This is a genomic window from Nocardioides pyridinolyticus, assembly GCF_054653575.1.
This window is the reverse complement of the sequence record NZ_BAAIFY010000002.1, coordinates 267,201-289,113: the sequence shown is the minus strand read 5'-3', so window position 1 is coordinate 289,113 and position 21,913 is coordinate 267,201. Positions and strand designations below refer to the sequence as shown.

Annotated in this window: 22 protein-coding genes and 1 pseudogene; 8 read left to right on the top strand and 15 right to left on the bottom strand. The window is 70.9% G+C overall.

The features are described from left to right. A pseudogene (locus tag ACYQ0U_RS03555) lies at window positions 1-254 on the bottom strand (NAD(P)(+) transhydrogenase (Re/Si-specific) subunit alpha); the annotation flags it as partial. Window positions 255-446: 192 nt separating this feature from the next. Here ACYQ0U_RS03555 and ACYQ0U_RS03550 point away from each other — a divergent pair. Next, on the top strand, window positions 447-2,108 hold the full coding sequence (locus tag ACYQ0U_RS03550; RefSeq protein ID WP_459969466.1) for a class I adenylate-forming enzyme family protein: 1,662 nt from the start codon (window positions 447-449) through the stop codon (window positions 2,106-2,108). Window positions 2,109-2,381: 273 nt separating this feature from the next. On the opposite strand, the gene ACYQ0U_RS03545 is transcribed toward ACYQ0U_RS03550, so the two are convergent. The 7 genes from ACYQ0U_RS03545 to ACYQ0U_RS03515 all read right to left on the bottom strand — a co-directional run bounded on the left by ACYQ0U_RS03545 (window position 2,382) and on the right by ACYQ0U_RS03515 (window position 9,847). Further along, window positions 2,382-3,494: a branched-chain amino acid ABC transporter permease gene (locus ACYQ0U_RS03545; protein ID WP_459969464.1), complete on the bottom strand. Its 1,113-nt coding sequence runs from the start codon at window positions 3,492-3,494 to the stop codon at window positions 2,382-2,384. A gap of 43 nt (window positions 3,495-3,537) precedes the next feature. Next, window positions 3,538-4,425 (bottom strand): branched-chain amino acid ABC transporter permease, encoded by an 888-nt coding sequence (locus ACYQ0U_RS03540; protein ID WP_459969462.1) that lies wholly within the window; start codon window positions 4,423-4,425, stop codon window positions 3,538-3,540. Next, a complete protein-coding gene (locus ACYQ0U_RS03535; protein ID WP_459969460.1) occupies window positions 4,422-5,225 on the bottom strand; it encodes an ABC transporter ATP-binding protein in 804 nt (267 codons plus the stop codon). Before ACYQ0U_RS03535 ends, ACYQ0U_RS03540 begins: the two co-directional genes overlap by 4 nt. Further along, window positions 5,222-5,953: an ABC transporter ATP-binding protein gene (locus tag ACYQ0U_RS03530; protein WP_459969458.1), complete on the bottom strand. Its 732-nt coding sequence runs from the start codon at window positions 5,951-5,953 to the stop codon at window positions 5,222-5,224. The genes ACYQ0U_RS03535 and ACYQ0U_RS03530 overlap by 4 nt, the downstream gene beginning before the upstream one ends. 54 nt (window positions 5,954-6,007) lie before the next feature. After that, on the bottom strand, window positions 6,008-7,237 hold the full coding sequence (locus tag ACYQ0U_RS03525) for an ABC transporter substrate-binding protein (protein WP_459969456.1): 1,230 nt from the start codon (window positions 7,235-7,237) through the stop codon (window positions 6,008-6,010). Window positions 7,238-7,314: 77 nt separating this feature from the next. Next, window positions 7,315-8,898, bottom strand: a complete 1,584-nt coding sequence (locus ACYQ0U_RS03520; protein ID WP_459969454.1) for an amidase family protein — start codon at window positions 8,896-8,898, stop codon at window positions 7,315-7,317. 28 nt (window positions 8,899-8,926) lie between these two features. Further along, complete coding sequence (locus tag ACYQ0U_RS03515; protein ID WP_459969452.1) at window positions 8,927-9,847, bottom strand: TIGR03619 family F420-dependent LLM class oxidoreductase; 921 nt, start codon at window positions 9,845-9,847, stop codon at window positions 8,927-8,929. 388 nt (window positions 9,848-10,235) lie between these two features. Here ACYQ0U_RS03515 and ACYQ0U_RS03510 point away from each other — a divergent pair, with 388 nt between their 5' ends. From ACYQ0U_RS03510 to ACYQ0U_RS03485, 6 genes are all read left to right on the top strand, one after another. Then, window positions 10,236-10,853 (top strand): TetR/AcrR family transcriptional regulator, encoded by a 618-nt coding sequence (locus ACYQ0U_RS03510; RefSeq protein WP_459969450.1) that lies wholly within the window; start codon window positions 10,236-10,238, stop codon window positions 10,851-10,853. Window positions 10,854-10,883: 30 nt separating this feature from the next. Then, on the top strand, window positions 10,884-11,486 hold the full coding sequence (locus tag ACYQ0U_RS03505) for a TetR/AcrR family transcriptional regulator (RefSeq protein ID WP_459969448.1): 603 nt from the start codon (window positions 10,884-10,886) through the stop codon (window positions 11,484-11,486). 101 nt (window positions 11,487-11,587) lie between these two features. Then, a complete protein-coding gene (locus tag ACYQ0U_RS03500; protein WP_459969484.1) occupies window positions 11,588-12,757 on the top strand; it encodes an acyl-CoA dehydrogenase family protein in 1,170 nt (389 codons plus the stop codon). After that, a complete protein-coding gene (locus ACYQ0U_RS03495) occupies window positions 12,754-13,794 on the top strand; it encodes a phosphotransferase family protein (RefSeq protein ID WP_459969446.1) in 1,041 nt (346 codons plus the stop codon). Before ACYQ0U_RS03500 ends, ACYQ0U_RS03495 begins: the two co-directional genes overlap by 4 nt. Further along, window positions 13,791-14,525 carry an SDR family NAD(P)-dependent oxidoreductase gene (locus ACYQ0U_RS03490; RefSeq protein ID WP_459969443.1) on the top strand — a complete coding sequence of 245 codons (735 nt, stop codon included), beginning with the start codon at window positions 13,791-13,793 and terminating at the stop codon, window positions 14,523-14,525. The genes ACYQ0U_RS03495 and ACYQ0U_RS03490 overlap by 4 nt, the downstream gene beginning before the upstream one ends. Window positions 14,526-14,548: 23 nt before the next feature. Then, window positions 14,549-15,169 (top strand): acetoacetate decarboxylase family protein, encoded by a 621-nt coding sequence (locus ACYQ0U_RS03485; RefSeq protein WP_459969441.1) that lies wholly within the window; start codon window positions 14,549-14,551, stop codon window positions 15,167-15,169. Window positions 15,170-15,181: 12 nt separating this feature from the next. On the opposite strand, the gene ACYQ0U_RS03480 is transcribed toward ACYQ0U_RS03485, so the two are convergent. The 3 genes from ACYQ0U_RS03480 to ACYQ0U_RS03470 are packed head-to-tail and all read right to left on the bottom strand — an operon-like array spanning window position 15,182 to window position 17,578. Next, window positions 15,182-15,388 carry a hypothetical protein gene (locus ACYQ0U_RS03480; protein WP_459969439.1) on the bottom strand — a complete coding sequence of 69 codons (207 nt, stop codon included), beginning with the start codon at window positions 15,386-15,388 and terminating at the stop codon, window positions 15,182-15,184. 10 nt (window positions 15,389-15,398) lie between these two features. After that, window positions 15,399-16,487, bottom strand: a complete 1,089-nt coding sequence (locus ACYQ0U_RS03475; RefSeq protein WP_459969437.1) for a fatty acid desaturase family protein — start codon at window positions 16,485-16,487, stop codon at window positions 15,399-15,401. 11 nt (window positions 16,488-16,498) lie between these two features. After that, window positions 16,499-17,578, bottom strand: coding sequence for a ferredoxin reductase (locus ACYQ0U_RS03470; protein WP_459969434.1), 1,080 nt, complete (start codon window positions 17,576-17,578; stop codon window positions 16,499-16,501). A 139-nt stretch (window positions 17,579-17,717) separates the two neighbouring features. On the opposite strand from ACYQ0U_RS03470, the gene ACYQ0U_RS03465 reads away from it, so the two are divergent. Beyond that, window positions 17,718-18,344 (top strand): TetR family transcriptional regulator, encoded by a 627-nt coding sequence (locus ACYQ0U_RS03465; RefSeq protein ID WP_459969432.1) that lies wholly within the window; start codon window positions 17,718-17,720, stop codon window positions 18,342-18,344. A gap of 223 nt (window positions 18,345-18,567) precedes the next feature. Here ACYQ0U_RS03465 and ACYQ0U_RS03460 read toward each other — a convergent pair whose 3' ends face one another. The 4 genes from ACYQ0U_RS03460 to ACYQ0U_RS03445 form a co-directional block, all read right to left on the bottom strand. Beyond that, window positions 18,568-19,248 (bottom strand): SDR family oxidoreductase, encoded by a 681-nt coding sequence (locus tag ACYQ0U_RS03460; RefSeq protein WP_459969430.1) that lies wholly within the window; start codon window positions 19,246-19,248, stop codon window positions 18,568-18,570. Then, window positions 19,245-20,213 carry a zinc-binding dehydrogenase gene (locus ACYQ0U_RS03455; protein ID WP_459969428.1) on the bottom strand — a complete coding sequence of 323 codons (969 nt, stop codon included), beginning with the start codon at window positions 20,211-20,213 and terminating at the stop codon, window positions 19,245-19,247. The genes ACYQ0U_RS03460 and ACYQ0U_RS03455 overlap by 4 nt, the downstream gene beginning before the upstream one ends. A gap of 21 nt (window positions 20,214-20,234) precedes the next feature. Continuing rightward, window positions 20,235-21,410, bottom strand: a complete 1,176-nt coding sequence (locus ACYQ0U_RS03450; protein ID WP_459969426.1) for an NAD(P)-dependent malic enzyme — start codon at window positions 21,408-21,410, stop codon at window positions 20,235-20,237. Window positions 21,411-21,533: 123 nt separating this feature from the next. Beyond that, a complete protein-coding gene (locus ACYQ0U_RS03445) occupies window positions 21,534-21,893 on the bottom strand; it encodes a S24/S26 family peptidase (RefSeq protein WP_459969423.1) in 360 nt (119 codons plus the stop codon). Window positions 21,894-21,913 lie beyond the last annotated feature (20 nt).

Here is a 21,913-nt window from a genome sequence, read left to right as displayed (position 1 = left end):
CCCGACCGCAGGCGCCGCACCACGTCCGTGCCCGGTGGCTGGACCGAGACCAGCACGTCCGCCTGCTCCACCGCGCCCGCGTCCACCGACGCGCCCGCGGCCTCGTAGTCGGCATCCGCGATCAACGCATGCCGGCCCGCGTCGGGCTCCACCACCACGTCGTACCCCAGGCCGGTCAGCTTGCCCACCAGCTCAGGCACCAACGCCACCCGCGCCTCGCCCTCCCGGGTCTCTCTCGCCACAGCGATCTTCACCGGGCTCCTCCCGGACACGGACGCGCAGCTCCCTGGTCGACCAGGTCTCCGGCCATGCGCACTCCCACCTCGGTTCGTCACCTTCGTCGCAGGCGCGGCGTGAGCGTCCCGGCTCGGCCGATCCTGCTTGACAATGCGGTCAAGCTGCCGAATGCTAACAGACCGAGCGACCGATCGGTATAGGAGATGTGGATGATGGCACCCAACCCCTCGTGGTTCGCGCTGTACCCCCCCGATCTCCCGCTCCGGATCGCGCCGCCGTGGCCGACCGTGGTCGACGCCTGGACGGCGCGCGTCGCCGCGGATCCGGACGCGACCGCGGTGCGGTACTTCGACGGCTCGCTGACGGCCGCGGAGCTCGACCGGATCTCCGATGCGTTCGCCGTGGGCCTCCAGGAGCGTGGGGTGCGCCTGGGTGACCACGTGGGGATCTACCTTCAGAACACGCCGCAGTACGCCGTCGCGCTGCTGGCGCTGTGGAAGCTCGGCGCCGCCGCGCTCCTGTTGAACCCCATGTACCGCAAGCTCGAGCTGCGCCGCCTCGTCGACGACGCCGGCGCCGTCGGGATGATCTGCAGCGACACCGACCTGGCCGAGACCCGCGAGACGCTCGCGGGAAGCACGGTCTCGTGGCTGGTCACCACGTCCTCGCTCGACTTCCAGACCCGGAACGACCCTCGGGTCTTCGCGACGACCCAGCGCGCCGAGCCCTCCAGCGACGGCGACCTGCTGGCCATCGTCGAGCAGCACCGGGACCGGCAGCCGGCAGTCGCGCCCGGCACGGTCATGCCCGACACCGTCGCGCTGCTCGCGTACACCTCGGGGACGACGGGCCCGCCCAAGGGCGCGATGATCACGCACGCCAACATGCTCAACGTCATCGCGACGTACGGCTCCTGGATCGAGCTCGGCCGCGAGGACGTCGTGCTCGCACTGGCCCCTCTGTTCCACATCACCGGCGCGGTCGTGAACGCCGCAGTGGCGCTGGTCCACGGGGCCACCCTGGTGTTCACCCACCGGTTCCAGCCCGAGGTCGTTCTCGACGCGTTCGCCGAGCACGGCATCACGTTCACCATCGGCTCCATCACCGCGTTCAACGCGCTCTACGAGATCCCGGATGCGGGTCGCCAGCACTTCGCCTCCGTCCGGCTCCTGTTCTCCGGCGGGGCGCCGATCCCGCCGGCGACCATCGAGCGGTTCGTCCAACGCTTCGGCATCTACATCCACAACTGCTACGGGATGACCGAGACGGCTTCCGCCGTCGTGGCCGTCCCGCCCGGGGTCCAGGCCCCGGTGCACGAGCCGAGCGGGACCCTCTCGATCGGCGTGCCGGTCCCGAACCTCACGGTCCGCGTGATCGACGCGCAGGGCGATCCGGTCGCACCCGGCACCCAGGGCGAGCTCGAGATGAGCGGCCCCCAGGTGGTCCCCGGGTACTGGCGCAATCCCGATGCCACGGCCGCGACGATGCCCGAGGGGCGGCTCCGGACGGGCGACGGCGCGATCATCGACGAGCAGGGCTGGATCTACCTCGTCGACCGATTGAAGGACCAGATCAACTCCTCCGGCTACAAGGTATGGCCCCGCGAGGTCGAGGACGTGCTCTACGAGCACCCGGCGGTGCACGAGGCTGCCGTGGTCGGGGAGCCGGACGACTACCGCGGCGAGCGCGTGGTGGCCTACGTCTCGCTCACGTCGGCGGGCCGAGACACCCCACCGTCAGAGCTCATCGCGTTCGCCCGCGACCGCCTCGCTGCCTACAAGGCGCCCCGGGAGGTCCACGTCATCGAGAGCCTGCCGAAGACGCAGACCGGCAAGATCCGCCGCGCCGAGCTGCGCGAAGGGTCGAGCTGACGCCGGTCGCTCAGTGACCGGACATCCCACCGTCAACCGCCAGCGCGATGCCGGCGGTGTGCGACGACGCCGGGTCAGCGAGGACGATGTCGGCTCCGGCCGGGCCAGCGCCACCGCAAACCCCGCTCCGAGTCCCGAGCCGGCTCCGGTGACGACGACCACGTGCCCCTCGAGCGCGCACCGGTCGAGATCGACGCCGCTGTCAGGCCACGTCACCTCGCCGGGTAGGCCTCGTGACGCGAGAGCGTCCACGTCGGACCCGTCTGCTGTCGGTCAGGCCGGCGGTCGCTCTGCCGACGGGCCGGGCTCGCCGGATGTCCGCCACGCGTGAGCTCCTCGTCGGCGCAGTGGCAGCCGGAGCTCGTACCCGTTCAACAATCCCCCGGGTCGCTTGATCAGCACCGCCAGGGTGAGCAGGCCGAGGACCACGAAGCGCAGGCCGGGGCGTCCGTCGAACGACCAGCCCGCGAAGTCCCAGCCACTGTCGAGAGGATCCAGGAGCTGCCGCAGCATCTGCACGGCGAGCGTCCCGATGACCGCGCCGGTGATGCTCATCATCCCGCCCACGACGAGGTAGGTCAGGAGCGTGAACATCATGGCGACGTAGAAGAAGTCGGGGCTGATGGACCCCACGAAGTACACGTAGAGCGCTCCGGCCAGCGCCATCGTGCCCCCGCTGCAGGTGAGCGCGACCCACCTGGCCAGGTTGATCCGGATCCCCACCGCGCGGGCGGCGGCCTCGTCCTCACGCGCGGCCTGCGCGAAGCGCGCCTGCCTGGTGGACACGAAGGCACAGGTCAGCCAGATCGCGGCGATCGCCACGACCAGGGCGGGCCCGGCCCCGGAGATGTGCGGCACTCCCGGCACGGCGCCCCGGCCGCCCGTGACGTCCTCCCACCCGCTCGAGACGTTGTAGATGACCAGGAGCAGCGCCAGCGTCGAGATGCCCGCGGCCAGCCCGTTCAGGCGCCAGATCAGCAACCCGAAGAGCGCCGCGACGAGCACGCCGGCGACGAAGGCGATCACCAGCGCCAGGTACGGGTCCAGCTCCGTGGTGGCCAGAGCCGTCGGGAGGCCGGGCAGTCGGTAGGACTTGATCGCGACCGGAAGGGTCAGCAGGGTGGCGACGTAGCCGCCGACCGCCATGAACCCGACGTGGCCGAAGCTGGGGATCCCGGTGACTCCGGAGTACGAGTAGAGACCGATGACCGCCACCAGCATGATCAACGCCTCGACGCCGGTCCTCCCGAAGCCCAGCACGCTCATGAGTCCGAACGAGGCGAGGACCAGCGCGGTCAGCGCGATCGGTGTCGTCCAGTCGGGAGCGGTGGCGAGCCACCGCGATCCCAGGGTCCTCGCGGTCGTCTTCGAGTCGGTGTCGGTCACGTCGCGCTCCCTGCGGGGCCTGATGAGTTCTGCACGCACGGGTCTAGGCACGGTCGAGAACCGAGCTGGTGCGGATGAAGAGTCCCTGGGGTCGCCACACGAGGAGCAGCAGCACTCCGGCGAAGAGCAGCGCGTCCCGGAACACCAGGAGATCGGTGGGCAAGAGGTACTGCAGGATCTGGGTCACCGCGCCGAGCAGGAAGCCGCCCAGGGCGGCGGCGCCGAGGCTCCCCATCCCCCCGACCACGACGGCGATGAACCCGAGCAGCGCAGGGGCGAGACCACTCGTCGGGGTGATCCCGCCGGTCGCGGCGATCAGCAGGTAGCCGACGACCCCGGCGATCGCACCGCTGAGGACGAAGGCAACCCGGATGACCGAGTTGGCCTTGACACCGATCAGCCGGGCAGCGTCGAAGTCCTCCGAGGCCGCCCGCATCCCGATCCCGAGCGAGGTCCGCATCAAGAAGGTGCGCAGCACCACGACGATGACGACCACGGCCAGCACCGTGACGATGCTGTACCCGGGGACGTTGACGGGGCCGATCGACTGCGACGTCGCGAGCGACGATCCGGCCGCGATCGCCCGGGGGCTCGCGCCCACCGTCGCGAGCGCGGCGTTCTGGAGGATGAAGCCGACCGCGAACGCGGCGATCAGCATCGTTGTCGGGCTGGCGCTGCGCAGCGGCCGGAAGGCGACCCGCTCGATGAGCACCGAGAGCCCGATGCCGACCACGATCATGCCCGGGATCAAGACCCAGGCCGGCTGGTCCTGCAGGAAGTAGGCGGCGTACGCCGTGGCCACGATCGTCTCGCCGTACGCCATGTTCACCAGGCGCATGACGCCGAAGATCAGGGCGATGCCCAACGCGATGATCGCGTAGAGGCTGCCGGCACTGACGGCGTCGGCCAGCGCCTGGAGCACCTCGTTCACTCAGCTCTCCCCTCAACTCGTCCGGAGCTGCCAAGCGACTCGCCCGGCTTCGTCAGTGGGTCACTCCGGCGACCGGAGTACGCCTCGAAGAACGTCCCTGCCTCGATGGAGGCACGCGCCTCGGCGCCGGTCACCCCCGGCTGGAGCCGGCCTCGCGCCAGGACGTGGACCCGTTCCGAGATCGAGACCGCCTGAGCCACGAACTGCTCGACCAACAAGATCCCGACGCCCTGGTCGGCGAGCCGTCGCAGGATCGCGAAGACCTCCTCTACGACCTGCGGCGCCAGGCCCATCGACGGCTCGTCGAGCAGCAGGAACGCCGGCGAACCGACGAGTGCCCTCGCGATCATGAGCTGCTGCTGCTCACCGCCGGACAGGTACGACGCGCGTTGGGCCAGGCGGCCCTGCAGCTTCGGGAACAGCACGAGGTGGTCGGCCACGCGGACCCGCTTCGTGTCGCGTCCGAATGGTGCCGCGGCCAGTCTGAGGTTCTCCTCGACCGTCAGCGTGGTGAACACGTGCTTGCCCTCGGGCACGAGGGCCAGCCCCGACCGGACCACCCGCTCGGCAGACACACCGGTCACGTCGACGTCGCCCAGGTGCACCGTGCCACGGTGCGGCTTCACCAGTCCCGCCACGCAGTTCAGCAGGGTGGACTTCCCCGCGCCGTTGGGACCCACGACGCTGGTCACCGAGCCCGGCTCGATGACCAGGCTCGCGTCCTCGAGGGCCGTGCGCCGGCCGTACTGCACCGTGAGCGACGCGACGGCGAGCGTCGAGGCCTTTCGCGTCCCCGTCACGACGCCGGCTCCGAGCCCGTCTCACCGAGATAGGCCGCCTGCACGGCAGCACTCTCGAAGGTCTCCTGCACTGTGCCGTGGAAGAGCAGCTCGCCCTCGGTGAGGACGTAGGCGGTCCCGCAGACCGACTCCACGAACCGCATGTCGTGCTCGACCACCAAGATCGCGGCCCCCTCCTCCTGCGCGCGCTTCAGCAACGCCTCGAACTCCTCGGTCTCGACCTCGGACAGCCCGGCGGCGGGCTCGTCCAGCAGCAGGAACCGCGGCTGGGTGGACAGTGCCCGCGCCAGCACGATGCGCTGGGTCACCCCCTGCGGCAGCGACCGGCAGCGACGGTGTCGTACGTCCTCGAGCTCCAACGCGCGGATCAGGTCGTCGGCGCGAGCCTGGGCCTCGGCCCGGGACGCGCCCATCGAGACGGCACCGATGAGGACGTTCTCCTCGACGCTCAGGTTGCTGAACAGCCGGGACCCTTGGAACGTGCGGTGGATACCCTCCCGGGCCCGGCGGCTCGCGACCAACCCCGTCACGTCGGCGCCGTCGATCGAGATGGTGCCCGAGACAGGGGCGAGGAACCCGCTCAGCACGTCGAGCAGCGTGGTCTTGCCGGCCCCGTTGGGACCGATCAGGCCGACGACCTGGCCGGCAACGACCTCCACACTGACGTCCTTGAGCGCCTGCACACCACCGCGCAGTACGGACACTCGCTCGCATGCGAGCACAGCCATGGCTCCTCGTCCCTCGTTCTCGTGGTTCTGCGAATGGTCCGCGACCGATCCGGACTACGGCTTCGGCACCGACGCGGGCGTCACCATCTCGACGAAGCTCGGCTTGCCGCCCTGGACCTGCATGATCGCCACCTCGTTCTCACCCAGCATGCGGATGTGCGACTCAGAGTTGTAGGTGACCGGTCCGACCAGGAGCTCTTCGTTCTCGAAGGTCTCGAGCGCCGCCACCACGTCGTCCGCCTCCGTGCTCCCGGCCTCCTCGATCGCCCGCACCAGCGCCTCGATCGCGCTGTAGCCGGGGATCGTGAAGGAGGTGAAGGGCACCGTGCCCATCTCCGCCTCGACCGTCTGCACCAGGTCGTTGACCTTGGGCCGCGGGTCGTCGCCGTACAGGCTCGCGTACGCCGGGAAGTAGACGTCGGAGACAGCGCCCACGCCCTCATCGCCGAGCCAGCTGTCGCCGTCCCAGGTGAAGCTGCCGAGGAGCGCAGCGTCGATCCCGGCGGCCCGGATCTGCCGAACGGCGGTGGTCAGGCCCGGGTTGTACGTGCACAGGTTGATCGCGTCGTAGTCGCCCTCGGCCGAGCGGAGCTTGCTCACCTGGCTCTGCAGGGAGGTGTCTGAGTTGCTGAACTCATCCTCCCCGACGATCTCGCCGCCGAGCGACGTCCAGGCGTCGGCGAAGTAGTCGCAGACGGACTTGCTGTACTCGATCGAGTTGTCCCGAAGCTGGTAGACGGTCCGGTAGCCCAGTTCGTTGTAGGCGTGCTCGGCGATGGCGGCCGCCTCGACGTTGGTCGCGATACCCATCGAGAAGCCCGTGGGCAGGATCGTCGGGTCACCGGCGCGCGGCGATCCCGCGCACAGGTTCATCGCCACCAGACCCCGTTCCTGGGCGACCTGCGCGGCCGGCACCCCGTAGTCGAAGTCGCAGTCCACGAGCAGCACGTGGGCGCCCTCGGCGATGACCTTCTCGGCCGCGGCGGCGCTCTTGGCGAAGTCGGTCTGGGAGTCCTCCCAGATCAGCCTGATCTGCTTGCCGTCCACCCCGCCCGCGGCGTTGATGTCGTCGATGGCCTCCTGCACCGACACCATGGCGGGCCCGCCGTAGAACGTCTGGGCGCCCGTCTTGGCCACCGAGGCGCCGATGATCAGCTCGTCGATATCCGCCAGCTGCTCGCCGCTGGACGGTGCCTCCTCCGAGTCCGACGATCCGCACGCGGCGAGCCCGGCCACGGCGAGCACGACCGCCAGCGCGGACGAGATCCGACGTGATTTTCTCATGGTGCCTGTCCTCTCGTTGTACTTCGTTCGGTGCAAAGCGGGTTCCTCCCGAGAGGACGTACTGGAAATGGTTCGCGCTAACGCGGATCGGGAATGGCGGAATCCCAGCCGAAGCGCCGTTCGTAACGGCTGGCGAATTCGATCAGGCGTCCGTCGTCACCGTGCCGGCCGATCACCATGACACCGACCGGCAGACCGTCGACCGAGGCGGCGGGAATCGAGATCGCGGGATGCCCGGTCATGTCGGTCTGGGCGCAGTTCGACAATGGCTCCCAACCCCTCAGCGCCTTCTCGGCGAGACCGAGGGAATCCAGGTGCTCGAATGTCGCGTACGGCGTGGTGGGCAGGACCAGGAAGTCGACCTGCTGCAGGGCCGCGTCATAGGCGGCGCGCAGCCACGCCCGCTGGTTCTGGGCCGCCGCGTACACGGATCCCCCGTAGTAGCGGCGCAGGTGCTCACCCAGGAGGGCCACCATCTTGATCTGGGGTGGGAGCTCGTTGCCCCGGCTGCGGAGGCCGGCGTTCAGGGCGGCGGCGAACTCGGGGGCGTAGCGCCCCTTCCAGTGATAGCCGTTGCCACCGCCGAGTGCGGTGGCTGCCATGCCCTCGATGAACCCGGCGAACGCGACCCCGCCTCCTTGGAGGTGCTCGGGGACGCTCACCTCGGCGACGACGGCACCGGCGTCCCCGAGGCGCCCGGCTACGGCCCGGACCGCTTCGGACGTCTGCCGACGGGGCTCGTCGTCCTCGGAGAAGCCCTCAGCGAGGAGGCCGATCCGCACCCCCCGGAAGTCGTCCGCGGTCGACTCGAGCGCAGCGGTGACGGTGTCGGGGTCGAACGTGGTCGCCGCCTGCCGCGGATCGCTCTCGTGCGGTCCGGCGATGGCCAGCAGCAGCCGGCCGAGGACGTCCACGCTGCGCGCGATCGGACCGGCGTGGTCGAACGTCGCGTCGATCCCGGCGATGCCGGTGTACGGCACCAGACCATGGGTCGGCTTGAGGCCCAGCACCCCGCACCACGCCGCGGGGACCCGGATGCTGCCGCCCTGGTCGGTGCCGATCGCGCCGTCGACGATCCCGTCGTACGCCAACGCGGCGGCCGATCCACCCGACGATCCGCCGGCGCTCCTGCGGAGGTCGAACGGGTTGAGGATCGGACCGTAGGCACTGGAGTCACCGCCGCCCGAGAACGCGAAGTCGTCCATGTTCGTGATCGCGGTGATCCGGGCTCCGGCGCGCAGCAGCCGCTCAGTGACGACGCTGTCCACGGGCGGGCAGAACCCCCGTAGCACGGCTCCGCCGAGCGTCAAGGGCACGCCGGCCACCGACACCGAGTCCTTCAGCCCCACCTTCAGCCCGGAGAGGACGCCGTCACCGTTCACCGCCCGGACGTCGACCCATCGCACCACGGCGTTCAGCGGGTCCTCGTCCGGGGTCGGCCGCCGGCCAGCGCTGCGGATGACCTCCAGGTCGCTCCCAGCGGCGCTCGGCCCGGCCGGGCCGGCACGCGTCGAGAGGTCGTGGTCGTCCACGAGGTCGAGCGTGCCGAGCACGGTCGAGATCAGCTCGGCGTACTCGGCCGCGTCGTCGGCGTCGAGATCGAACCACCCGATCCCCGCCGCCAGCTCGTGGAGCTCGGGAACAGAAATGCGACGCAGCATGGGCGGCGTCCCTCCTCTCGCTGGACCGTCACAGGGCGGGTGCGCGTACCGGGATCTTCTTGGCCTCGGGGATGATGTCGCCGAAGCGCTCGACCAGCTCGAGGTACTCGTCGTAGGTGCCGGACTGGACGTCGAGGTGCACCACGCAGCGCGAGTAGCCGGCCTCGGCGAACGCCTCCATGTCGGTCAGGACCTGGTCGGGGGTCCCGGTCAGGGCCTTGCGCGTTGCCGCCTTCGACTCGGGCGCGCCGGCGTCGGTGGGCCGGGCGGAGACCATGACGGAGAACTCGAACTCGTCGCCGTTGCGTCCCAGGTCGTCGAGCTGGCGGAGCAGCTCGTCGTGCAGCTTGTTGTAGCGCGTCGGGTCCGGGTACGGGTCGAGGAAGAGCAGGTACAGGCCCGACCCCCACTTGGCGGCCCGGCGGGCACCGGCCTTGGTGGCCGCGCCGAAGACAATCGGGACGTTCTCCTGGATCGGCTTGGGGTTCATGGAGACGTCCTTGAACCGGTAGAACTCGCCGTCGTAGTCGACCCACTCGTCATGCCACGACTTGAGGTAGATCTCGACGCACTCCTCGAGCATCCGGCCCCGGGCCTCGAAGGGGAGGCCGAGGGCGTCGAACTCCTCCTTCATCCAGCCCGCACCGACCCCGGCGATGAGGCGGCCACCGGAGATGATGTCGGCCGCGGCCAGCTGGCGCGCATCGTGCAGCGGGTGCCGGTAGGGGCTGATCAGCACACTCGGCGAGAAGCGGATCCGCGTCGTGGCGGCGGCCACCGCCCCCATCGAGACGAGACCGTCGAGCATGTAGGCGTCACCCGGGTACGCCCGCTCGCCGGACCAGTTGGCGGGGTGCCCGGAATCGCTGGACCGGGTCATCAGCACGTGGTCGGAGAACCAGAGCGAGTGGTAGTCGAGCCGCTCGGCGAGCTGCGCCACCTCGACCACGTCGACATTCCTGTCGGGAGCGGGGAGAAACGCGTTCTCCTCATTCCGGAACAACAAGCCGTGGGTGGGCATCATCAGCGAGACTTCCATGCTCTATCTCCGGTTCTTTCGTAACGAAAAATTCACATGTTCTACGTCGAGCGCGCCCCGACGGCCGCTTACATGGCAGACCAGATCTGCAATTGCGTCGCGCCAGGCGGCCGGTACCGACCCCTCGACGGTCGAATGCAACATCGCTTGACTGACCGATCGGTACAGAGCGAGTATGGCTCTCGTCAAACGACGGTGTCAACGAGGACCGCAAAGAATCTCAAAGCCGCTGGACCGGCTTTCCGGGGTCGGTCAATGCCCCTCCGAGAGCGCCCACTGACCGATAGAATCGAGAGCAATGAGTGACGGGGCCCACGAGGGCGACACGAAGGTCAGGATCCGGCGCATCGCCGCGGAGCTGTTCGCCCGAGACGGATACCACGCCACGGGGATGGCCGCGCTGACCGACGCCGTGGGCCTGGGCCGCGGCGCCCTCTACTACCACATCGGCAGCAAGGAGGCCCTGCTCCACGCGATCAGCATGGACGCGATCGACCAGCTGCTGCCGACCGCGCGCGACATCGTCGAGCAGGACACGTCCGCGACCGAGATGGTCCGCGCGCTCGCCCGGGCCCTCATGCGCAACATCGCCACGCTCCGCGCGGAGTGGACGGTGTTCTTCCGCGAGTACACCGGACTCAGCGGCGACGGCCGCCAGGAGGTCATGGCGGCCCGTGAGGACTACGAGAGCCTCTGGCGCCGCGCGGTCGAGAAGGGGATGGCCACCGGAGAGTTCACGATGGTCGAACCCATCGTCGTCAAGGGGATCCTCGGCATGTTCAACTACTCCTACCTCTGGTTGAGCCCGAACGGCGCGATGAGTCCCGAGGAGGTCGCCGACCGGTTCACCGAGGTGGTGCTCGCCGGGATCACCGCCGCGGGACCCGGGAAGTCGTCGCCGGGCACGGGTTCGTAGCCGCATCGCCGGGCACCCTAGAGTGCTCCCATGACGACCGGCGCGGACTGGCGCGAGTACGGGCCAGCCACGCTGCCCCGGGTGCTCGATGCGGCACTGGGTGCCTTCGCCGAGCAGGGGTACCACGGCACCAGCATCCGCGACATCGCCGCGCGGGCCGGCCTGTCGGTCCCCGGTGTCTACCATCACTACCGCTCCAAGCAGGACATCTTGATGGACCTGATGGTCGCGGTGATGCAGGAACTGCTCGACCGCAGCCGCGCGGCACTGGAGTCCGCCGAGGCCGAGCCGGCGTCCCGGTTCGACACGCTCGTCGAGTCACTGCTCCGCTTCCACATGTTCCGGCGCACGCAGGCGTTCGTCGCCTCGAGCGAGATCCGCAGCCTGCTCCCCGACAACCGCGTCGACTACGTCGCCCTGCGCGACGAGCAGCAGCGGATGCTGGAGGAGGTGATCGCCGCCGGACACGCCAGCGGCGACTTCGCCACCGAGCATCCGAAGGACGCCGCCCGCGCGGTCTCGACGCTGTGTGTCGGCGTCGCCTCCTGGTACCGAGAGGACGGCCCGCTGTCCCCGGAGGACCTCGTCGAGCGCCACCTGACCATGGCGCGGGGCCTCATCGGCAGCCGCTGAACCGGCGAGACCCCTGGATCACATTGACCCCTGCACGGTCTGCCTGACACGATGCCCGAGCGAGTGATCGGTCGGGACGAGAGGGAGAAGACGTGCAGGATATGCAGGCGGTGGTCGACGCGACCCGCGAGTTCGTCCGGAGGGAGGTGCTCCCTCTCGACGACGAGCACGACGGTGACATCGAGGCCGCGGGCGGTGCGGAGCTGCGCTCCCGCCTCCAGGCCCGGGCACGGGAGGCCGGGCTCCTCGCCCCGCACGGGCCCGTCGACTGCGGAGGCCTCGGCCTCTCGATGAGTGAATGCGCTCCCGTCTTCGAGGCGGCGGGCCACTCCCTGTTCGGGCCGATCGCACTCAACCTCAACGCCCCCGACGAGGGCAACGTGCACATGCTCGACCACATCGCGTCGCCGAGCCAACGCCGTGAGTTCCTCGAGCCGTTGGTGCGGGGCACCTACCGCTCGGCGTTCGCCATGACCGAGCCGGCGCCCGGGGCGGGGTCGGACCCCACCTTGCTCACCACCCGGGCCTCCAAGGTGGACGGCGGCTGGCTGATCAACGGCCGCAAGACGTTCATCACCGGTGCCGACGGCGCTTCGTTCTACATCGTGATGGCCCGCACCAGCGGTGAGCCGGGCTCCCACGGCGGAGCCACCATGTTCCTGGCCCTCGGGGACACGCCCGGCATCGAGGTGGTCCGCCACGTCCGGACCACCGACCGCTCCATGCTGGGCGGCCACTGCGAGATGAGCTTCACCGACGTGTTCGTGCCGGACGACCAGGTGCTCGGCGGCGTGGACGAGGGCTTCGACTACGCGCAGGTGCGCCTCGGGCCGGCGCGGATGACGCACGTGATGCGCTGGACCGGAGCGGCCGTGCGCGCGCACGAGGTCGCGGTCCGGTACGCCGCCGAGCGAAGCGCCTTCGGCTCCCGGCTGGCCGGCCTCGGGATGGTGCAGCAGATGATCGCGGACAACGAGATCGACCTGGCTGCCACCCGCGCCCTGCTCCTGGACGCCTGTCGCGATCTCGACTCCGGCTCCCGGGCCTCGATGTCGACCTCGATCGCCAAGACCTTCGCGGCCGAGGCGCTGTACCGGGTCGTGGACCGGGCGACCCAGATGTGCGGCGGACTCGGCGTCTCCGCCGACCTCCCCGTGGCCAAGATCGCCCGCGAGCTCCGGGCGTTCCGGATCTACGACGGCCCCTCCGAGGTCCACCGATGGTCGATCGCCAAGCGCGCAGTCCGCGCGATCGCGGGCGCAGCCCGGTGACCTCACTGTCTGGCGAGGAGCTCGCGGCTGTCGCGGAGCACCTGCGCTCCTCCGGCGTCGACGTCGCCGGGCCGCTGCGCGCGACGTTGATCGCCAGAGGGCGCTCCAACCTGACCTTCCGCCTCGAGGACGGCACCTCCCGCTGGGTGCTGCGCATGCCTCCGCGTGCGGGCCGGACCCCCTCGGCGCACGACGTCGTCCGCGAGTACCGCGTGACCCGCGCGCTCCGGGGCACCGCGGTGCCCGTCCCCCCGGCGGTCGCCGTGTGCGAGGACGAGTCGGCGCTGGGTGCGCCGTTCGCGGTCGCCGGGTTCGTCGAGGGCCGCACCTTCCAGTCGCGCGCCGAGCTGGCGACCCTCGGCGATCCGGTCCTCGAGGCGGTCATCGGCCACCTGGTGGAGGTGCTGGCGGCACTGCACCGCATCGACCACCACGCGGTCGGACTCGGGCGCTTCGGTCCACCGGACGGCTACGCCGCCCGGCAGATCAAGCGCTGGTCCGGGCAGTGGGAGCTGGTCGGTGCCGACGACGCGGAGGTCCAGGCTGCCGCGACCGCGCTGTCGACGCGGCTGGCAGCGTCGATCCCCGAGCAGCGCGCGACCGGGATCGTGCACGGCGACTTCCGCATCGACAACACCCTGCTGCGGGTCGAGGGCGCTCCCGAGGTCGGGGCCGTCGTCGACTGGGAGCTGTCCACGATCGGCGACCCCGTGGCCGACGTCGCCATGATGTGCGCCTACCGGCTCCCCGCCTTCGATCTCATCGTCGGCGGGTCCAGCGCGTGGACCAGTGACCGGCTGCCCGACGTCGACAGCCTGGCCGCCGCGTACGAAGCCGCGGGCGGCGTACCGCTGGCCGACTGGGGCTTCCACCTCGCGCTCGCCTACTTCAAGGTCGCGGTCATCGCGGCCGGCATCGACCATCGCTTCCGTGCGGGCGCAGGCTCCGGGCCCGGCTTCGACTCGTCGGGACTCGCGGTTCCGCACTTCCTGGCCGCCGGGCTCGACGCACTCGGAGCACTCGGGGCACGCCGATGAGGTCGGCGCTCGTGACGGGCGCGTCCAGGGGCATCGGGCGGGGTGTCGCGATGAGCCTGGCCCGCCAGGGATACGGACTCACCGTCACCTCCCGCTCCGCGGTCGACCTGGTCGCGCTGGCCGCCGACCTGAGGGACGTCGGCGCACCCGAGGTGGTCCACCTACCCGCCGACCTGGCCGACCCGGATGCTCCGACCAAGGTGGTCGAGCTGCACGCGCGGACCTTCGGGTCGATGAACAGCCTGGTCGTCAACGCCGGGGTCGGCACCGCCGGCAGCGTCGCGTCGTTCCCGGTCGACCGGCTCCACAAGACCCTCCAGGTCAACTTCACCTCCGGCTTCCTGCTCACCCAGGCGGCGCTCCCGCTGCTCCGGCAGGCCGCCGTCGAGGACGCCAGCCGCGCCGCCCGCATCGTCGCGCTCTCCTCGATCACCGGCGCGTACGCCGAAGCCGGCCTGGCCGCGTACGGTGCCAGCAAGGCCGCTCTGATGTCGCTGGTGGAGACCGTCAACCTGGAGGAGTCCGGCAACGGCGTGTGCGCCACGGCGATCGCTCCGGGGTACGTCGAGACCGACATGTCGGCCTGGATCACCGACACCATCCCGGCGAAGACGATGATCCGGGTCAGCGACGTCGTCGCGGTGGTCGACATGCTGCTCGGGCTGAGCAGGACCGCCTCGATCACCCAGGTCGTGATGACCCGCAGTGGGAGCTCCGGCTACGGCGCGTGAACCGCGTGCGGCAGGATGTCGCCATGGCCGACGCGACGGCGTACCCGCCCGCCCCCTGGCCCATGGTGGGGCAGCTCTGGCTCACTCTGTTCCGGCTGCGTGAGCCGGTCGACGAGCTCCGGCCGGCGGGCATCTACGGCGCTGCGTTCGTCAGCTACGAGCCCGGGAGCCCGCTCACCTACTCCGAGCTCCTGGTCGCCCGGCCGATCCCCGCGCCCGAGGGCAGGGGCCGCCGCGTCTCGATCACCGACATCTGGGTCGACTCCCCCGCGTCGGTGGCCGGCGGCCGGGAGCTCTGGGCGATCCCGAAGGGCCTGTGCGACTTCGACCTCGACACCGCGCACCGCGGCCCACTGTCCTCGACCGACTGGTCGGCCTCGTTCGGCCGCAGGCCGATCGCGTCGGCGTCGTTCACCGACGTGTCGCGCGCGATGCCACGGACCCCGTTCAAGGCCAGCACCTGGCAGCCCGGCATCGAGGACACGGACGGCGAGGACCGCTCGGCCGTCCTCCAGGGCTCGGCCAAGGCGCTGCCGTGCCGCGGCCGGTGGGACTTCGCCGCGGACGGCCCCCTCGGATGGCTGCGGCCCGCGCGGCAGCTCGCGTCGTTCCGCCAGGCCGACTTCCGGATGTCCTTCGGCTGACGCGCCGACCCGCTAGTCGGGGTCGTTGGCCTCGGACGCGCGGCGGGCGGAGTCGCGGATCTCGAAGAGCTCGGTCGCGAGCCCGCCCACCGCGCCCGCGATGTCGCGGACGGCCCCGGTGATGATCGTGGCCACCTGCCCCACCGTCGCGGCCGCGGCCTCGACGGTGTCCTGCACGGCGTCCTTGCGGATCTCGCCCTTGCTGAGGTGGTCCTTCATGAGCCCATCCTCAGGCGGCGACCGGCTCCACCACAACCGGCGCCTCAGCCCGCGGACGGCGCGGCGGCAGCGCGAGGCGGCAGATCTTCCGGGCGACGCTGCCGAGCTGCTTGCGCAGCGGGCCGGTGTTGTACGGCAGGCCGTAGCGCTCGCAGATGTCGCGCACCTCCTCGGCGATCTCCGGGTAGCGCCGGGCCGGCAGATCGGGGAACAGGTGGTGCTCGATCTGGTGCGAGAGGTTGCCGGTCAGCACGTGGAACAGCCTGCCGCCCGTGATGTTGGCCGAGCCGAGCACCTGGCGGTAGTACCAGTGCCCGCGGCTCTCGTCCTCGCACTCCTCCTGGCGAAACGACTCCACGCCGGCCGGGAAGTGACCGCAGAAGATGATGTTGAAGGCCCAGACGTTGCGGACCAGGTTCGCGGTGGCGTTGCCCGCGAGCGTCAGCGGGAACAGCGGGCCGGTCAGCGCCGGGAATAGCACGTAGTCCTTGAGCGCCTGGCGCTTGACCTTGCGCATGATCCCGGCGTGGAGGGCCTTGTTCTCCTCCATCTTCCGGCGCCCCGCGACGATGTTCTCGACCTCGAGGTCGTGCATCGCGACGCCCCACTCGAAGAACACCATGAGCAGGAAGGCGTACAGCGGGTTGCCCAGGTAGTACGGGTGCCACGGCTGGTCCTCGTCCATCCGGAGGATGCCGTACCCGATGTCGCGATCCAAGCCGTGAATGTTCGTGTAGGTGTGGTGGATGTAGTTGTGGCTGTACTTCCACTGCTCGCTCGGGCAGACGTTGTCCCACTCGTACATGCGCGAGCTGAGCGCGGGGTCGCCCATCCAGTCGTACTGCCCGTGCATGACGTTGTGGCCGATCTCCATGTTGTCGAGGATCTTGGAGATCGACAGCGACGCGACCGCGAGCGGCCAGGCCGGGGGCAGGTAGAAGAGCGCGCGGCCCGCGACCTCGAAGGTGCGCTGGGCCTTGACGACCTTGCGGATGTACGCCGCGTCGTCCTCGCCGAGGTCGTCGAGGATGCGGCGGCGGAGAGCGTCGAGCTCCTCGCCCAGGGCGTCGAGCTGCTCGGGAGTGAGCTTGGTGGTCATGGGTCTCCTCCTCAGAGGTCGACGACGCAGTCGCCGACCGGGGCGTTGACACAGATCTGGATGTCCTCGCCGGGAAGCGAGGACTCGACACCGGTGAGCACGTTGCGCACGGTGCCTTCGGTCTTGCGGGTGGTGCAGGACAGGCAGATGCCCATCCGGCAGCCGAACCCCGGGGTCAGCCCGGCGGCCTCGGCCTGCTCCAGCAGCGGCGTCCCCGCATTCACGGCCGTCCGGCCCGACCGCTCGAAGACCACCTCGCCGCCCTCGGCCCCCGTGCTGACCCGCGGCGGACGGAAGTACTCGACGCGCAGCGCGTCGCTCCCGTCGTACGCCGCCTGCACGGCCTCGACCATCGGCGCCGGGCCGCACGCCCACGTGGCGACGTCGCGGTAGCCGGGCACCAGGCGCTCGAGGTACGCCGGCGACAGGTTGGGGTCGCCGAGCTCGGGGTGCAGCAGGTGCACGTCGGTGCCGTGGCCGTCGCGCCGGATCTGGTCAAGCTCGTCCGCGAAGATCTGGTGGTCCGGGCTCTGCGCGTAGTGCAGGAACGTGATCCGTCCGCGGTGCGCGCGGCGCTGGAGGCTGCGCAGCATCGACATCACCGGGGTGATGCCGGAGCCACCGCTGATCAGCAGCACGTGCTCGGGGACGCGGTCCGGGAGGACGAACTCGCCCTCGGCCTGGGACAGGTGGACCATCGTGCCGGGCTTCGCGCGCTCGACGAGGTAGCGGCTCACGCTGCGCTGGTCGGGGGCGTCCGGGTTCGCGCGCAGGGTGATCGTGAACCGGTCGCCCGGGCGCGACTCCGCGCTGGAGACCGAGAACACCCGCGTCGTACGCCGGGCGCCGTCGACCTCGACGCCGACCTGCACGTGCTGGCCGGCGCGGTGGCCGCGCCAGGTCGAGGTGGGCTGGAGGGTGAGGGTGGCCACGGGCGGGTGGCCCGGCACGTCGACCTCGCGATGGACGTCGACGACCCGGGCGCGCACCTCGTGCGCGGCCCACATGGGGTTCAGCTGCTCGAGGTAGCGGTCGACGCCGTGGGGCGACGTGAGGGCGACGACCGCCCGGGACCGGAGGATCCGGTTCATGTCCGCTCCTTCCTATTCAGTGAACGTTCGTACACTCAATATCGTGGCCGCATACCGTGGGTATGGTCAAGGCCAGGCGCGGTGACGCCCGCCACGCGCCGCCCCCCGGAGCACGCCCGTGCACCGGTAGCCTGAGGGGATGGCCGAGCCGATCTCCCGGGTGGAGCGCAAGGAGCGCACCCGCCGCGCGATCCTCGACGCCGCCCTGGAGCTCTCCGACGAGAGCACGCTCGCGGCGATCTCGCTGCGCCAGGTGGCCCGGCACGTCGGCATCGTGCCCACCGCGTTCTACCGGCACTTCGACTCGATCGAGGCGCTCGGCCTGGCGCTGGTCGACGAGGCGTTCGCGTCGCTGCGCCAGATGATGCGCGACATCCGCCGCGGCGACCCGGCCCTGGCCGACATCGTCGACCGCTCGGTGTCGGTGCTGGTGGACCACGTCCACGAGCAGCGCGCCTACTTCCTGTTCATCGCCCGCGAGCGCGCCGCCGGCCCGCCTGCCGTGCGCGACGAGATCCGGCACCAGATCGAGCTGTTCGAGCGCGAGCTCGCCACCGACCTGGCCCGGCTCCCCGGCACCGACACGTGGTCGGGCGAGGACCTCCGGGTGCTCTCCAACCTGATCGTCACCGCGATGGTCTCCACGGCCGAGTCCATCCTCGGCGCCGCCGGCCGCCGGGACGTCGAGAAGGAGCTGGTCGAGCAGGCCCGCATCCAGCTCCGCATGGTGCTGGTCGGGGCGCTGAACTGGCGCTCGAAGCCGTGACGCTGGGGTAGTCCCTGACGTTCGCGGGGTCGGGAGCGCTCCCACACCCCGATCTCGGCCGGGACTATCCCCGGACGGCGCGGCCAGCGCTGTCGTCGGTTCATCACGGTCAGCAGGTCGATCGACGCTCCCCGCGCTGGGTACGCCGCGGGAGGCGCAGATTCACCCACCTACCGTGATGAATCGGCAGCTGCGCGAGACGGGAGACGAGAGACGGGCGTGCCTACCCCGCCGGGCGGACGGTGACGTCGGGGATGGTCGCGTCGCGGGGAAGGTCGAGGACGTGGAGGATCGCGTCGGCGACGGTGTCGGGGCGGATCCAGTCGGCGGCGTCGTACTCCTTGCCCTCCTGGCGGTGCACCTGCTCCTGCATGGGCGTGGCGGTGCGGCCCGGGTAGACGGTGGTCACGCGCAGGTCGGGCTCCTCCCGGCGCAGGGAGTCGGCCAGCGCGCGCAGGCCGTGCTTGGACGCGGCGTACGCCGACCAGCCCGGGTGGGCGGTGAGGCCGGCGCCGGAGTTCACGAACACCACGCTGCCGCGGGCCGCGCGCAGGGCCGGCAGCGCGACCCGGGTCAGGGCGGCGGGCGCGACCAGGTTGACGTGCAGCTGAGTGGCCCAGTCCTCCAGGGTCAGTGAGGACACCGGGCCGAGCCCGACGACGCCGGCCGCGTGGACGACCGAGTCCAGCGACGACGGCAGCTCGAGCGACTCGACCGACTCGGGCCGCGCCAGGTCCGCGACCACCACCGCCGCCCCGTCGTACGCCGCCCGCAGCTCGTCCGCCCGCTCCGCGCTGCGCGCCACCAGCACGACGGAGTCACCGCGGTCGAGCAGGCGGCGAGCCAGCACTGCGCCGATCCCGGAACCCGCGCCGGTGACCAGGTGGACGGAGGAGTGGGTCATCTGGTGAACACGATCTTGCCGAACTGCTCCCCCTCGAGCATCGCGGCGAAGCCGTCGCGGGCGTCGGTCATCGGCAGCACCCGGTCGATCAGCGGCCGGGCACCGGTCGCGTCGAGCAGGGACACCAGCGAGGCGAGCTCGCCGCGCGTGCCCATCGTCGAGCCGATGACCGAGAGCTGGAGGAAGAAGATCCGGGTGAGCTCGGCGTCGTCGAGGTTCGGGCCCGACGTCGTGCCCGAGGTGATGATCCGGCCGCCGGGCCGCAGCGCGCGGATCGAGTGCGACCACGTGGCCCGGCCGACGGTCTCGATGACCGCGTCGACCTTCACCGGCAGCCGCGCACCGGACTCGAAGGCCTCGTGCGCGCCCAGCTCCAGGGCTCGCGCCCGCTTGGCCTCGTCGCGGCTGGTGACCAGCACGCGCAGGCCGGCAGCCCTGCCCAGCACGATCGCGGCGGTCGCCACGCCGCCGCCGGCCCCCTGGACCAGGACCGTCTCGCCGGCGCGCAGCTCACCGCGCGTGAACAGCATCCGGTACGCCGTCAGCCAGGCCGTCGGGAGGCAGGCGGCCTCCTCGAAGGACAGCGAGGCGGGCTTGGGCACCACGTTCGAGCGGGGCACCGCGACCTTGTCGGCGAACGTGCCCTGGTAGCGCTCCGAGAGCAGCGACCGCTTCGGGTCGAAGGTCTCGTCGCCGCTCCACGACGGGTCGCTGATGACCGCGTGCACCACGACCTCGTTGCCGTCCTCGTCGTACCCCGCGGCGTCACAGCCGAGGATCATCGGCAGCGCCTCCTCGCGCAGCCCGACCCCGCGCAGCGAGAACAGGTCGTGGTGGTTGAGCGAGGCGGCCTTGACCGTCACGGTGGTCCACCCGGCGGGGACCTCCGGGTCGGGCCGCTCCCCCACCTCGAGGGCGGAGAGCGGGTCGTCCTGGGAGAAGCTGCCTGCGTAGACGGCGAACATGTCCCCGAACGTACCGGTGGCCTACCGGCGGGCCACACCGTCCTGACGTGCGGCGTTCGCCACAGCCTGCGCGACGGCCGGCCCGACGCGCGGGTCGAACGGCGAGGGGATGACGTACTCCTCCGACAGGGCGTCCCCGACGAGCTCGGCGAGCGCCCGGGCGGCCGCGAGCTTCATGCCCTCGGTGATCGCGGTGGCGTGCACGTCGAACGCGCCCCGGAAGATGCCGGGGAAGGCCAGCACGTTGTTGATCTGGTTCGGGAAGTCCGACCGGCCCGTCGCGACCACGCGGGCGTGGCGGTGCGCGACCTCCGGGTGCACCTCGGGAGTCGGGTTGGCCATCGCGAAGATGATCGCGTCGGGCGCCATCCGCGCGACGTCCTCCTCCGGCACGGTGCCGCCCGAGACGCCCATGTAGACGTCGGCCCCGGCCAGCGCGTCGGCGAGGGTGCCGGTGCGGCCGGTCTTGTCGGCGGTCATCTCGGCCAGCTCCCGCTTGACCGGCGTGAGGTCGTGGCGGCCCGAGTGGACGACGCCCTTGCGGTCGGTGACCGCGAGGTCCTTGATGCCCGCCTCGAGCAGGATCTTGGCGATCGCCACGCCGGCCGCACCCGCGCCCGAGATCACGACCCGCGTCGCGGCGGCGTCGCGGCCGGTGAGCTTCAGCGCGTTCCAGAGCGCGGCCAGGGCGACGACGGCGGTGCCGTGCTGGTCGTCGTGGAAGACCGGGATGTCGAGCATCGCCTTGAGCCGGTCCTCGATCTCGAAGCACCGGGGCGCGGAGATGTCCTCGAGGTTGATGCCGCCGAAGCTCGGCGCCAGCCGGGCGACGGTCTCGATGATCTCCTCGACGTCGGTGGTGTCCAGGCAGATCGGGACGCCGTCGACGTCGCCGAACTGCTTGAACAGCACGGCCTTGCCCTCCATCACCGGCATGGCGGCGGCCGGGCCGATGTCTCCGAGGCCGAGCACGGCGGTGCCGTCGGTGACGACCGCGACGGTGTTCGGCACCCAGGTGTAGTGCTGGGTCAGCGACGGGTCGCCGGCGATCGCCTCGCACACCCGGGCGACGCCGGGCGTGTAGGCGAGGGAGAGGTCGTCGCTGTTCGCGAGCGGAGCGGTCGAGCGGACCGCCATCTTCCCACCGACGTGCAGGTCGAAGACCGGGTCGCCGGCATGGGGATGGGGAGCAGACATGGCTGGAGGTGTCTTTCCATCAGGACGTGCGAGACAGATGCGGAGGTCGAGGCTCGACGCGGAAGGGTGGAGCGCGGAGCCGGTGGACCTCGGGGTTCTCCCGCTCAGCAGTCTCGCACAGGGTCAGAGACGGCGGGGCCGCGGCCAGATTCTGGCGACAGTGACGGCGATCACGTCCGCGTCGGCGACCGGCCCGCGGTGCCGCGAGTCGACGCCCTCGTCGGGGTTGTCGCTCAGTAGCCACCATCCCGGCGCCCCCGACCGCGTCGTACGCCGTTCGACGGCTCGCTTCACCGCGACCGTCCCGTCCGCGAACCGGGCCACCACCACGTCCCCCGTCCGGGGCGCCCGCCGATGGGTCACGACGAGTCGGTCGCCGGGGCGCAGCGTGGGCAGCATCGACCGACCACTGACCACGGCGAAGCCCCACGTCGACACGCGGAGTAGTGTCGCAGCGATAGACCTGTTCCCTAGGACAGACAACCGAAGACGAGAGGACCCGC